We start from the raw sequence: 13,890 nt of genomic DNA on the forward strand, positions 1-13,890 counted from the left end.
ACTAAACCTGTAGATAAACTCATTTTATAATTCACTTTTATTAATAAACCATAGCCAAGTTACTATTTTGGTTAAATTATTTTTTGTATTAAAAGCTAGAGTAATAATCTTATTCGCGGTGGTTTTTTCAGACAACTTAATTAATTTAGTATCGACTGTAACTATGCTTCGGCACACAGCAAAAACAAGAAAGCGCGGTGTAAACACCACGCTTTCAACTAATTCAAATCTGCTTAAAACTTACTGCTTATGGCTCTAATCTTCACTTTCCATAAACCGTTGCAATTGGTCTTTAAGGTTCGGCGGTATGCCTTTAATAACTAACGTATCAGTGGCCTCGTTGTACATTACCCGTTCGCCTAAGTGTTTGCGCTCAAAGCTGATGCTAACACCGCCGCCAAGGCCAGAGAATTTAACCATACTGGTAACTGTTTTTTTATCGACCGGGAATGACTCTTCTAAATCATAGCTTTGCTCTTTGCAAAAGCTTTCAAATGGGTTGTCGTCACCTTTGGTAAGCGTTGCTGATAACTCGCTGACGTTAGCATCTTCACCAGTAGTAACGCAGTCATTACAGTAATCAAATACTTGTTTACGCAGATCGTCTTTTTCAGATTTATCAAATTGTTGCTCTGATAAATAATCTTCAACTGCATTGAGCATTACTTGGCTTTGCTGTTTAGGATCGATGCCTTCTTCGCAACCTAAAAAGTCTAAGAAGAAGTCGGCGACTTTGCGCCCTGCTCGGCCTTTAATAAATGAGATATAACGATTGTCTTCTGCTTGGGTGTCCCACGCAGTTAAATCGATGCGTGCAGCTAGTTGCATGCGGGAAATATCTAAATGGCGTGACGAGGCTAAATCAAGCTCAGAGGTAATAGAGTAATGCTCTTTGATGTTGATCATTGCAATCAGCATATAATCGGTTGCTACGTATTGATAATGACAAAATACTAAATAGCCAGTTTCGTTAAACGCGTACTTATCAAGTTCCTCTTTAAGTACAGCTGAAGCTTGCTCTGTCATATGCCAAAAGCCAAGCTCGCTATTGCGGTAACTTTGCATGGCTGATGCAACTACAGAGTTTTTATCACCACTAAAAGCACAGTACCCCTTACCTGGTTTGCCGTTGTATGCGTGATGAAGTTGTTCGATGAATACAGCGACTTTATCATTCACTGCCATTTCGTCATTGCGCAAATGAATTTGCGTATCGTCGTCTTTTTTGTCTACATAATGAACGACTAACTTTTTAACATCTATTGCCATCTTTGTTTTTCACGCCTCTGGTGTTAAAATGTGAGAATATAACTCTTTTATTGAACCAACTGATGCCAATCTTATCAAAATATTCTAATGATGAAGTAGAACAAATCGTCGATCAGCTCATTGATGTGTTAACTAAGCACAATGCGCCGGTTGATTTAAGTCTTATGTGTTTAGGAAATTCTATCACGCATATCTTAAAAGAGCATGTACCAACAGGGAAAAGACAAGCGGTTGCAGACAATTTTGCCAAAGCACTTGCGCAATCGGTTAAATAGACTTTATGAATTTATCGCAGCACAATCAGTTTTCGTCTAAAGCGAGTCAATTATTAAGTTGGGGGCATTTGTTTACTTTTGCCAATATCGGCTTAGTGTTGCTCATAAGTTTAAGTTACTTATTTGCTGACTCTCCACCTACCAGCTTTATGGGTATTCTTTATATGCTAGTGACATGGCTTAGTCACACTAGTTTTATTACCTTTATTGCCTTTGTACTGACGATATTTCCGCTAAGTTTAATATTTCCTTATCCACGTCATATCCGCGGTATGGCTGCAATACTTGCCACTTGTGGTGCATCACTACTGACGCTTGATGCCTATGTGTATTTTAACTTAGGCTACCATTTAAGTAGCTCTGCGTTACCTGAGATTATTACCTTATTGTGGCATCGTTTAACTAGCTCTCCAGCGCTGACAACCCTGCTCGCTGGGGGAATTGTAATGCTTATTTTTGCATTTCAGTTATTAGCAAGTAACTATACATGGCACCATTTAGCTCGCTTAAAACAATATAAATTTGCTCGCTACGCCGGCTCATTGTTATTGGTATGTTTTGCGATGAGCCACAGTATTCATATTTGGGCTGATGCAAATTTGAAGTTTGACATTACTAAGCAAGATAATGTCTTACCCTTGTCCTACCCAACGACAGCAAAAAGTTTATTGGCAAAAAATGATTTACTTGATATTGAAAGTTACGAGCAAGCACATAACGTAAAGGTTAATACACAAAATGTAGATTACACGGCTCCAACACCAATTGCTCGCTGTGAAGACTTTACTGCTGCGACAGTCGATATTTTAGTGTTTAGCTCTGCACCTGCGTTAACTAATTTTGCTAAACAGCACAAAAATTTAAATAAAACAGAGCAGTTTTTACAACCCGTTCACCATCAAGATGTACTATTTAGCTTGATTTACGGTTTACCTGCATACTACAAGCCAGCCTTAATGACAGAGCAAACATTGCCGGTGTGGCAAAGTAATCGTCGTAGTATTAGTGTCAGTGGCTTTGATGATTTTAACTATATCAATAATACAACAGCGGGTGATGCAGCAATTCGTATCATTAAAGCCGATGAAAACACTGCGCTTCGAGAGGGAGTCAATCAAGTATTAGCATTTAGTTTAGCCGATGTTGATCACGGTATTGTGAGTGCTTCATCTTTATACAGCACGGATAGAAAAGTAACCCGCACTGAAGGCTTGATCCAGCCAAGCGATTTAATTGCCACAAGCGTTGGCCAATATTTAAATTGTGCTGATATCGCAAAGCAAAGCATGCTAGGCGTTAATCTGTATAACAAAAAAGGCGATATGGGCGTTAATTATTCGCAAGGCGTATTTATTGCCTATAAGAAAGACCGTATTACATTAATTGATTCTGATGGTAATTATAAAAATATCTCTGCTGCTCAAGGCTTTTCAATAGAGCAAGGTTTAGATATTCCGTTTTTAGCACAAAGCATTAAAAAGCTAAAAACCTTTACCGAATAACTGCCACTGGCAATTTACCCAAGTTAGGTTATAGTTTTTGTATATGATTATGCCCTAACTAGGGAAGGCTAGCGTAATGAAACTGTGTACTCTTTTCGTTATTTTTATTAGTTTGCTATTTGTTGCTGATCAGGCGGCTTCCGCAGATCAATATTACAAGTGCGTAACCGACAGAGGTACTACTTTTAGCCAATTTCCCTGTGGCGGGCAGGCAACGCAACATAAAATAGCAGTGTCGCCCAACGTCACTCCGGCTACTGTAAATCATGTCAAAGCGCTTAATTCCCTTGAGCGTGAACAAATTATTCGTAATCTCAACGCTGAGATACGCAGCGTTAAATATAAACTCGCCATTTTGAGTCGCGACCGTGACCGCGCTGAATACGAGCAACTGCAACGGCTAAATCGTTTAATGAGTGATGATGATAAAAAAAAGCTTAGCAAAGAGATAAAAAAGCAGCTAAAAGTGATCAATAAAACGTTTGCCAAAAACACCAAAACGACCAACAAACAGCTCTCCGCACTCGAAAAAAAACTGAAACGTTATGAATAAACTATTGGGTTTTACCAATATTTAGCATACTCTTAACATGTGTAGAGCATATACTCTACAGGTCATTTTGGAGTACCCGTTCATGCAACCACAAAACATTGCCGAGCTAATTTTAAATGGCTTTAAAAAGCATTATAAATTATTTCAGCAGATCACCGCACAAGCACCTCTGGCATTTGCAAATAAAAACTGGACAAAAATGCACGACATTAGTCGCTTGCGGATCACTTATTACGATGATCGGGTTAACGAAACCACCCAGCAACTACAAAATCAGCAATTAGCCAATCAACTGGATGAATCACTCTGGCTGCAAACAAAACAAATCTACCAGCACTTTTTAACGTTTCATCCACAAGCAGAATTAGCCGAAACATTTTATAACTCTGTGTTTTGCCGCTTATTTCATCGACGTTATTTTAATAATGATTTTATTTTTGTAAAAGCCACCTTAGCAGATGCCCCTGCGCTTCCTGTAGAAGCAGAATACCGCAGCTACTTTCCTGTTGTAGACGGCTTAAAGCCCACTATCCGTAAAATAATTAATCAATTTGATTTTAAAGCCGATTTTGTTAATTTAGAGCGCGATATACGACTTTTAGTAAAGGCGTTTTATAAACAAGCACCCGACACCCATCACCGTGCGTGGCAAATGCGCTTTGACATATTACAAACGCCGTTTTATCGCAACAAAGCAGCCTATATTGTCGGCCGTGTGGTATCACAAAGTGGTGTGCAGCCATTTATTATTGCGGTGTTACATCATCAAGAGCAAGGTCTGTATCTCGATGCTTTACTGACTAACTCATCGCAAATGCGGGTTATTTTTGGCTTTGCTCGCGCTTATTTTATGGTTGAAACCCACGCTCCTTCCGCATTAGTTCGGTTTTTAAACCAACTAATGCCCAACAAAACCTTAGCAGAGCTTTACAATGCCATTGGCTTTCATAAACAAGGTAAAACCGAGTTCTATCGCGAGTTTTTAACCCATTTACAACGCTCCAGTGATGATTTTGTGATTGCCCCTGGCACACCGGGCATGGTGATGATGGTATTTACCCTACCTTCATTTGATTATGTATTTAAAATAATTAAAGACAAATTTGGTGAAAGTAAACCATTTGGCCGCGATACCGTTCTCAAACGCTACCAATTAGTTAAAAGCCATGATCGGGTTGGTCGTATGGCAGATACCATAGAGTATTCTAACGTCGTATTCCCTGTTGCGCGTTTTAACGCTACATTGCTTGCACAGCTTAAACAAACTATTGGTTCATCAATGATCATCGAAGGCGACTTACTGATCATCAAACATATGTATATTGAGCGACGCATGACGCCACTGAATTTATATTTAGAAAAAGCTAATACTGAAGATGCCGCTGTTGCCATTGCAGAATATGGCCAAGCACTCAAGGAAATGATCGCCGTTAATATTTTCCCAGGCGATATGTTACTTAAAAACTTTGGTGTCAGTAAACACAAACGCATTATTTTTTATGATTATGATGAAGTGCAATATTTAACAGACATGAACTTTAGGGCATTGCCTAAAGCAAAAAGTTATGATGACTACTTAACCAATGAGCAAAGTTACTCTGTGGCACCACAAGATGTATTTCCAGAGCAGTTATGCACTTTTGTAATGCCAAACCCGCAATACAAAGCAGTTTTCAGCCAAACACATCCAGAACTATTAGACGTCGCATTTTGGCAGCAAGCGCAACGAAATATAAAAGCAGGGGTCGTTAGCCATATCTACCCTTATCCAGCAGCGCAGCGTTTTATCCATCAATGGTAGACGAAAGGACACACAATGAATATCAGTAAAATAGATTTAAACTTACTCGTTTATCTCGACACCTTATTACGCGAATGTAATGTTACTCGCGCCGCAAACCAGCTTAGCATTACACAGCCGGCAATGAGTAATGGTTTAAAACGTTTACGTAACCTGTTTAACGATCCGATCTTAGTACGCACCAGTGATGGTATGGTGCCCACTGAACGAGCTATTGAATTGCAGCCGGTGATCCGTGGCATCTTAATGACATTAGAAGAAACGCTTGCACCAAACCGTGAATTTGAGGCCAGCCAAAGCAAACGGGTATTTAGGATTATGGCCAGTGACTATGCTGCCAGCACCTTAGCACCTAAGCTACTGAGTAAATTACACGATGAAGCGCCGGATACCACACTCGATATTCTCACTCCAAGTGATGTTACTTTTCATGATGTAGAAAACGGTAAAGTTGATATGGCAATAAATCGTTTCGAAAACCTACCGCAGTCGTTTCATCACAAACGTATTTGGAAAGATAGCTTTTGTTGTTTAGTAAAAGCTGACAACCCGATCATTGAAAATTTTAGCCTCGATAGTTATTTAAAAGCTCGGCATATTTGGGTAAGTAAAACAGGTTTTGGTGTCGGGGTTGGTATGGATCCTAAAGACGTACAAAAACTTGGCTGGGTTGATGAAGCGCTCGCCCACTTTGGTAAACACCGAAATATTGCCACATTCACCCGTAATTACCACGTTGCAATACATCTAGCGAAAGAGAAGAACCTGATTGCGACACTCCCTTCAAAAGCCGCTAATATTTATTTAGATGATCCCGGTTTGCAAATTCTGGAGCCTCCCTTCCCTATACCACCATTTGAGTTAGATATGATTTGGAGCCCATTACTTCACAGAGATGCCAGTCATATTTGGTTACGCCAAAAAGTAGCCGAAGTTGCAGATGAATTAAAGTAACGCTCTTACAAAAGCCCTGTAAAATTTACTTACTGGTATTTTCAAGTAAGCAAACATCAATTTAAAAGTCTTAATAATCATGATATTAAAATAATTTAAAAATGGAATGGCAATTGCTTTAAGTTACTTGAACTTTAATATTCATTTAACTTAAAGAGGTCAATATTATGAATGCCCAGCAAGGAAACGAAGTAAATCATATCACTGACATTATCCAAGTAATGAACAGCGGCATCGACTTTTATGAAAAGGCGCAGGAAAAAGTACAAGATCCAGCCATTGGTGCGCTATTTCAGCGTATGATAGACGCACGTAAAGTCAGCGTTGAAAACTTACAGCCTTACGCTATTAATCAGCAAGGTGAACGAGAAGATGGTTCGTCTTTTGCTGTTGAAGCTCGCCGAGCATATACCGCACTGATCACAAAATTTAGTGCCAACAACGACCAAATTTATGTCAAAGAGCTTGAAGAAGTGGAAGATAAAACACTTGAAGAAATTAAAGCTGCCATGAAAAAACCACAACCGCACGATTGTGAAGCCGCCCTCGCTAAAGTATTACTGACCATGCAAAGCTGTCATACGGAGATGAGCCGTATGCAGAAGCATTAACCACAATGCTTAAATGAGAGCCCAGCCACGCGCTGGGCTTTTTTATGCTCATAATTATAGTTAAATGATTTTTATAACAAAACAATGCAAATAATTAATAAAAATAGCATATTTATTTAACCACAGCATGATTTTAATCGTCTAGGCTTATTAATAGGTACCTACTATCCCGCTGTGGCGCCGCAGCATTTTATCAAAAATAACAAGGTTCCATTATGAGAAATAAACAACATGTAAACCCACAAAACGCTGACGTTGATATGACGCCGATGCTTGATATTGTATTTATACTTTTAATATTTTTTATTGTTACAACTTCATTTGTAAAACCTGTGGCAATAGAGCTGCAACGTCCTGTAGATAAACCCAGTATTGATAAACAAACTAAAAGTGCTCATTTTAGTATTGACCAAAGCAATGCGGTGTATTTTGCGGGGCGATTAATTGACTTAAACCAAGTTGCCACTAACCTTGCGATGTTTGCTGCGAAGTATAATATCGCCACAGTACAAATAGCTGCAGACGAAAACAGTACGCATCAAACTTTAATGACAGTAATGAATAATATCAAAGAGTATGATAACTACCCCATCGCACTCACATCACACTAAAAGCAAAAAAAGGGCCAGACGGCCCTTCAAAACTAAATAACGTAGGAGAAGTTATTTTTAGAATCGGTATTCAGCACCTACATAGTAGTAAGCACCGTTAAAACCAAATGGTGCTGAACGGCGTGAGTACTCAAATACACCGGTTGAACTGATAATAGTATTACCAGAAGCATCAACAATTGTGCCTGAGCGAGAATTACCTATGGTATTTTTATCAGGGTAAACGTCAAATAAATTGTTTGCACCAATATTTAGTGACAAGTTATCTGTGACAAAATAATTTACTTTTATATCGGTAAGAATTTCAGCGCCGTAAGTCTGGCGACCGCCATCTTCAACCGTGTATTCGCCATAACGATTGAGCGATAAGTTTACCGTCCAATCTTCAAGGCGATATAATGCACTTAAGTTTACTCTGTCTTGTGGTTGCCATTCTTCGATGATTGAGGTTTCTTGCGAAGAAAATACATCTTCGACAGGGATCGTTTCCAAACCACTGCCCGCAGGAGTAAATAAATCAACCACATCGGTTTCAGTAAAGTTAGCCGCTAGTGTAAAATCTAGGGTACCGCCTAAGCCTTCCGTGTTCCATGTCGCAACAAAATCCACACCTTGCGTTTCGGTATCTGCACCATTTAAGAAAAACTGCCCTGCACCTGCGCCAGAACTAACCAATGCAGCATCTAGCGTTGATGACAACCCTTTACCTAAACGGTTACTGATCACAATACGGTCGTCAATATCAATTGAATAATAATCAACGGTAACATTAATATTATCCGTCACGTTATACACAATACCTAAGCTCATGTTTTGTGACTTTTCTTCTTTAAGTTTTGGAATACCAATACTCTGTGCAAGCGTGCTGTCGTTTCTAAAAGTACCAACTTCTTCTGCAATTAGATCGCCATTAGGACCAACTACAAACTGGGTACTGATATTATTGAAATACAATTGCTGCATTGATGGCGCTCTAAAACCAGTACTCACCGCACCGCGCAGTGAAACGTCATCAGTCACCGACCAGTTACCCGCTAACTTAAAGTTAACCGTATCACCAAAGCCTTTGTAGTTATCGTAACGCAGTGCGCCAGAGATAATTACATCATCAATAATGTAAGTTTCAGCATCAAGGTAAAACGAAATCACATCACGTGATTCATCCACAGAAGATTCCGGCGATGAACCACCAAAACCTTGTGTACCACCTGCTGCATTTTCGCTGCCAATACCACCGCTCATACCATCGTAAATATTAACACCATTATTAGTATCATAATCACGGTAAGCGTATTCACTGCCTTCTAAAATACGATATTCATCGGTGCGAAGCTCGGCACCCATTGCCAGTGAAAAATTATCATAGTCTTGTGTAAAATCAAGATTGATTGTTTGCAGTGATAACTCCATGCCATACGCATACGCTTGGCGAGGAATAGTGGCACGAATATCATCAGCACTTAAACCTTGATCATAACGCAATAAATTAGCGTATGAACCATTGATAGTGTCACTAGTGGTGTAATCAATGCTGTTTTCACCATAGGTGTATGACAGGTCAAGACTAGAGCTATTATCAAACTCTTTTTTAAAGCCAAAGTTATACGAGATATCATCAATGGTGGTGTTAATCATTGGCAAAAAGCCCATCGGGATCACCGCATCACCATCTTGTAAAACTGGGTTGCCATCAGCATTGGCATTATGACGGAAGAACGCGGCTGATTCGTTATCTCGGGTTGAATAAGTAATAAAGCCATAGAGCTCACCACCAGCAAGTTCATAACCGGTATTCACCGTTAAAGCAAATTGTTGCGAGTCTGCATCACCAATTCTAAACGTATCACGTGGTGCAGTCAGCTCACGAGGGTCGCCCGCTAACAGCGTGCCATCATCAAGCTCTGTGCAACCATAAAACTGGCAAGAGCCATGTAAACCAGCACGATTTGTAGGTGCACGGTCGCGGTAGTTGATAGTGGTATTTAAATAACCATCCTCACCTAGCGCAAAGCCTTTATTAAAATCAACCGTAACGGTTTCGCCATCACCTTCAGAATACTGGCCATAGTTAACTGCGGCTTTACCGCCTTCATCAGCATCTTTTAATACGATGTTGATAACACCCGCAATCGCATCTGAACCATATTGTGCAGCCGCACCATCACGTAGCACTTCGATACGTTTAATTGCAGCAGCTGGGATCGCATTCATATCTGTACCTGCGGTACCACGACCTACAGATGTATTAATATGGATAATGCTGGCTTGGTGACGACGTTTACCATTGATAAGTACTAATGTTTGATCTGGCCCTAAGCCACGTAAAGTAGCAGGTCGTAGTGCATCAGTACCGTCACTGATCGATGAACTTGAAAAGTTAAAAGACGGTGCGATAGCTTGTAACATACGGCCGACTTCTGTTTGTCCGGTATTTTCTAGCGCTTCAGCACTTAAAATATCAACAGGTACGGGTAAGTCTTCGACCGAACGCCCTGCTACACGGCTACCAACGATGGCGATTTTTTCAATATTTTCTTGAGCGGCTTGTTCTTGTGCATTAGCAACTTGGCTATTGGTTGCCATTAAAAGTGGTATTACAGCAGCACTGACCCCTGAAAGCTTTCTCATGTTGTTATCATTCCTATTGATTTGTTTGAGTTTTATACTCAGTAAACCATTTTGATCAACAACCGCATCGAGTTCAGTATTTTTCAGCATTGTACTAAGCGCTTCTAACTGAGTGTAATAACCATACACTGATTGAGCTTGGTATTGTTTTGCTAAATCAAACGAAAAAACCACGGTTTGTTCTGTTTGTTTTGCAAACTCTATCAATGCTTGATCTGCTCGCTGCGCTTTTATATCAAATTGTACCATCTGTGGATTTGCAGCCTCAGCCTGAACTTTTAGGCTAAATACTAAAGGTGCTAATACAATTAACCCACAAATTGGATACGTTTGGTTACTGCGCAACTTATACAAACAGTTGAGAAAGAATAATCCGCTATGTAATCCTATTTTTTTATTAATTATTTTTTTACTTTTTATATTTACCATTGTAACTTCTGACACTTTAAATCAAAGAGCAAGCATAAAGCTTAGCTGTGATCACCGTGTTTTAGGCTTACGATATGTTCACCTAAACGTTCATGCTCAATGGCTAAATTGATGCGCAGGCTATCAAGTAAACCGATAATATCACCGGCTTTAAACACCCCAGCCACTTTTAAAGAAGCTAATGCAGGATCAGCAAGTTCAAAACGCGTTGCGGTATAGCGACTGACTTCTTGCAGTGCTTCGCTTAACGACTCGCCATTAAAAATTAGCATACCTTGTTGCCATGCCAGATCCCGTTGTACATCATCTTGTGTTAACCGTTTGATTGGCTTGGTAATACTTTCTTTAATTAATGCTTTTTCGCCAGAGATAACAATACTAGCATTAATTTTTTTCACACTGTCTGTATCATTACTAGCACTTTGTAATTGTACAAAATCATCAGCATTTACGGCAACCGAAGGATCCGTGATCATCACTTTACCCTCAGTAACAACCAGCTCAAGATCCGATGCTGCATTACGTTGCACATTAAAAACAGTCCCCAGTGCGGTAAATGACTTATCGCCTGCCATCACCGTAAATGGACGTGCGGCATCTTTAGCAACATTAAAACGTCCTTCGCCTCGACTTAAAATCAATTGTCGGCGGTTTTTTGTATACGCAACTTCTAATAAGCTATTGGTATTTAATTGCACAATCGTACTATCTGGTAGCACAAACGTTGCTTGCTCACCGACTTTAGTACGGTAAATTTTACTGTACTTGGCTTGTTCTTGTGGTGTTGTTGGCCACTGCTCAATACCAAGAAATATAAAGCTGGCAACTAGCAATGCGGCAAAGACACTTGCCGCAATCGAAAAATTAATTTCTCTGCGGGCAGGCTTATTGATGCTGTTTTTATTGGGAAATAAGCTACTCAACTCATTTAATACGCTCAGTTCATCCCATAACTGGGCTAACTCAAATACCGCATCTTGATGGGCTTTATTTTGTTGCACCCAGTGCTGAAATTGCATACGTTCTTGCTTTGATAAGCCCCTATCCATAGCACTTATCCAACGACTAGCATCTGCTTGAATAGCATCTTTAGACGAAAATTGATGAATATTACTCATTTTCCCACCCTCCTGGCAGGTTCAATAGTGGCACTGCTGTGCTCACCTAACTGCTCATGTTGCTGCATGTAGCGCATAGATTGTAACAAACCTTTGGCAATATGTTTTTCAACCGTACTTTCACTTAACTTCATTTGCGCTGCGATTTCTTTTTGGCTCATGCCATATACTTTCTTTAAAATAAAACATTTTCGTACTGGCTGGCTTAGTTGCTCAGTAGCACGGCAAAACAGTAAAAAGCGCTCTTTTGAGGTCACTTCATCCTCAAGCTGCATAGATCGCAACGACTGCTGATAATCATCAGAGGTATCTAATGAATCGCAATGCTGATTATCCCATTTAGCAATATGGTTAAGCGCCAAATGCTTGGCAGTCTTTAGCATATAACTGCGTGTATATTTAATATCTTGCTTTAAATCAGCTTGATAGCTCTTAACAAAGGTTTCTTGTACTATATCTTCCACATCATCTGGTTGTACAATGCGCGAAACAAAACGTCGCAACTGTGAAGACAGATCAATAAATGTTGTAGATAATGTCGGCTTGCGCGTCATTATTAACTTTACCCTTGCTATTATTATTACGCCTAGGGTACGAGTTTTAGCGCCAATTACAAGGCAATTTGTTAATTTTGTGGTTATTAAAGCTGTTTCGCTAACAAAGCACTTACAGCACTTCATAATTAAGCTATTGTCATACAAAATAATGACTTCATTACTTTATAAACAGCTTTACAGAATATCTAAATTCTAAGGTATCAAACTACTTTGTGCTTTAAAAAATACTGAAAAATAAACACGAGCCTGTACCTGTAAAAATTTAAGGTATACACTCGTATGTAACTAAGCTATACGGATTAAGCACCACGTAAGCCATGCTTTTAGCTTATAAAACATTATAAATTATTCATACTTAACAATTGGAACTGTGGAGTAACCATGCGTCTGTCTTTCGCACTATCAAAATTATCTTTATTCTTATTTACTTCGGCTTCGCTGTTTCTACAAGGTTGTAGTGAAGCACCTAAAACTGAGCAAGCAGCAATGCATCCAGCAGCTGTTGCAACAACTATAGCAACCTATGAAGATGCCCCATTCACTATTGAACTACCGGCAACCTTATCAGGTTCTAAAGAAGTTCAAGTACGTGCCAGAGTAACGGGGATCCTAGAATCTCGTAACTTTGATGAAGGCCAGACAGTTAAGCAAAGTCAGTCACTTTTCACTATAGATTTAGTCCCTTACCAATTGGCGGTTGAAAGCGCGCAAGCTGCTCTTAATGGTGCAAAAGCATCTTTAGTGCAAGCCGAACGTGAAGTGAAACGATTAGCCAAACTACGTGCTGAGAAATCAGTCTCACAACGAGATTACGATAACGCCAGCTCCACCCAAGATATTGCTAACACGACGTTAGAGGCCGCGAAAGTTGCATTAAAAGAAGCCCAACTGAATTTACAATATGCGCAAGTAAAAGCGCCTGTCGCTGGAGTAATGGGCCGTGAATTTGTGTCGGTAGGCACTTTTGTATCAGGTCCCGATCTATTATTAACGCAAATTACCCAGTTTGACCCTATTCGTTTACGATTTGGTATTTCTGAGCGTGAACAATTACAAATGCGTCAAGATGTTGCAAATGGCTCTTTAACGCTGCCAGAAAAAGGTCAGTGGCACACGAGCATTAAATTGCAAGACGGTTCACTCTCCAATAAAAGTGGCAAAGTTAACTTCTCTGATGTACGTATTAATCCAAATACCGGCACCAGCGAACTACAAGCAATTATCCCCAACACTGATTTTGAACTTCGCCCAGGTCAATTTGTGCGAGTGATGTTAAGTGGTGCGGTACGCAAAAATGCATTTGTAATACCGCAACGTGCGGTACTTGATAATGGCACTGGTAAATTTGTTTATGTAGTTGCTAAAAATGAACAAGGCAGCACGATTGCGCGCCCAGCTCCCGTTGAAGTAGGTGAGTGGATCCAAAAGCCAGATAATCAAGGTGATAAAAACTTTTGGTTGATTAAATCAGGCATACAGCAAGGCGATGAAGTGATCATCGATGGTATGGCAAAGATTTTCTTCCCGGGCATGCCAGTGGCCGTTAACAATGCAACAAACAACGTAAGCGCAGAATAGGCGC

12 protein-coding genes are annotated in these 13,890 nt (G+C 39.9%); 8 read left to right on the forward strand and 4 right to left on the reverse strand.

Annotated elements, in window-relative coordinates:
• Positions 1-255: 255 nt before the first annotated feature.
• Positions 256-1,269, reverse strand: coding sequence for a nucleoid-associated protein YejK (yejK, locus tag H5203_RS04155; protein ID WP_149982371.1), 1,014 nt, complete (start codon positions 1,267-1,269; stop codon positions 256-258).
• Positions 1,270-1,331: 62 nt separating this feature from the next.
• Here yejK and H5203_RS04160 point away from each other — a divergent pair, with 62 nt between their 5' ends.
• The 7 genes from H5203_RS04160 to H5203_RS04190 all read left to right on the forward strand — a co-directional run bounded on the left by H5203_RS04160 (position 1,332) and on the right by H5203_RS04190 (position 7,576).
• Positions 1,332-1,544, forward strand: coding sequence for a DUF1414 domain-containing protein (locus H5203_RS04160; RefSeq protein WP_016707302.1), 213 nt, complete (start codon positions 1,332-1,334; stop codon positions 1,542-1,544).
• A gap of 5 nt (positions 1,545-1,549) precedes the next feature.
• Entirely contained in the window at positions 1,550-3,046 is a 1,497-nt protein-coding gene (locus tag H5203_RS04165) for a DUF3413 domain-containing protein (RefSeq protein WP_182819410.1), read from the forward strand.
• A gap of 76 nt (positions 3,047-3,122) precedes the next feature.
• Positions 3,123-3,599: a DUF4124 domain-containing protein gene (locus H5203_RS04170; RefSeq protein ID WP_149982373.1), complete on the forward strand. Its 477-nt coding sequence runs from the start codon at positions 3,123-3,125 to the stop codon at positions 3,597-3,599.
• An 82-nt stretch (positions 3,600-3,681) separates the two neighbouring features.
• Complete coding sequence (aceK, locus tag H5203_RS04175; RefSeq protein ID WP_145233564.1) at positions 3,682-5,400, forward strand: bifunctional isocitrate dehydrogenase kinase/phosphatase; 1,719 nt, start codon at positions 3,682-3,684, stop codon at positions 5,398-5,400.
• Between the two features lie 15 nt (positions 5,401-5,415).
• Complete coding sequence (locus H5203_RS04180) at positions 5,416-6,354, forward strand: LysR family transcriptional regulator (RefSeq protein WP_145233562.1); 939 nt, start codon at positions 5,416-5,418, stop codon at positions 6,352-6,354.
• 167 nt (positions 6,355-6,521) lie between these two features.
• Positions 6,522-6,965, forward strand: a complete 444-nt coding sequence (locus tag H5203_RS04185; protein WP_145233559.1) for a PA2169 family four-helix-bundle protein — start codon at positions 6,522-6,524, stop codon at positions 6,963-6,965.
• Between the two features lie 215 nt (positions 6,966-7,180).
• Positions 7,181-7,576 carry a biopolymer transporter ExbD gene (locus tag H5203_RS04190; RefSeq protein WP_145233557.1) on the forward strand — a complete coding sequence of 132 codons (396 nt, stop codon included), beginning with the start codon at positions 7,181-7,183 and terminating at the stop codon, positions 7,574-7,576.
• A gap of 57 nt (positions 7,577-7,633) precedes the next feature.
• On the opposite strand, the gene H5203_RS04195 is transcribed toward H5203_RS04190, so the two are convergent.
• The 3 genes from H5203_RS04195 to H5203_RS04205 are packed head-to-tail and all read right to left on the reverse strand — an operon-like array spanning position 7,634 to position 12,305.
• Positions 7,634-10,633 carry a TonB-dependent receptor plug domain-containing protein gene (locus H5203_RS04195; RefSeq protein ID WP_392352761.1) on the reverse strand — a complete coding sequence of 1,000 codons (3,000 nt, stop codon included), beginning with the start codon at positions 10,631-10,633 and terminating at the stop codon, positions 7,634-7,636.
• A 41-nt stretch (positions 10,634-10,674) separates the two neighbouring features.
• Positions 10,675-11,751, reverse strand: coding sequence for a FecR family protein (locus H5203_RS04200; RefSeq protein WP_182819411.1), 1,077 nt, complete (start codon positions 11,749-11,751; stop codon positions 10,675-10,677).
• Positions 11,748-12,305: an RNA polymerase sigma factor gene (locus H5203_RS04205; RefSeq protein WP_145233553.1), complete on the reverse strand. Its 558-nt coding sequence runs from the start codon at positions 12,303-12,305 to the stop codon at positions 11,748-11,750. Before H5203_RS04205 ends, H5203_RS04200 begins: the two co-directional genes overlap by 4 nt.
• Positions 12,306-12,689: 384 nt before the next feature.
• On the opposite strand from H5203_RS04205, the gene H5203_RS04210 reads away from it, so the two are divergent.
• The gene (locus H5203_RS04210; protein ID WP_145233551.1) at positions 12,690-13,886 is read left to right on the forward strand and encodes an efflux RND transporter periplasmic adaptor subunit; all 1,197 of its coding nucleotides are present in this window, start codon (positions 12,690-12,692) and stop codon (positions 13,884-13,886) included.
• The last annotated feature ends 4 nt before the right edge of the window (positions 13,887-13,890 follow it).

The sequence above is a fragment of the Pseudoalteromonas sp. SG41-1 genome, assembly GCF_014164575.1.
GTDB lineage: Bacteria > Pseudomonadota > Gammaproteobacteria > Enterobacterales > Alteromonadaceae > Pseudoalteromonas > Pseudoalteromonas rhizosphaerae.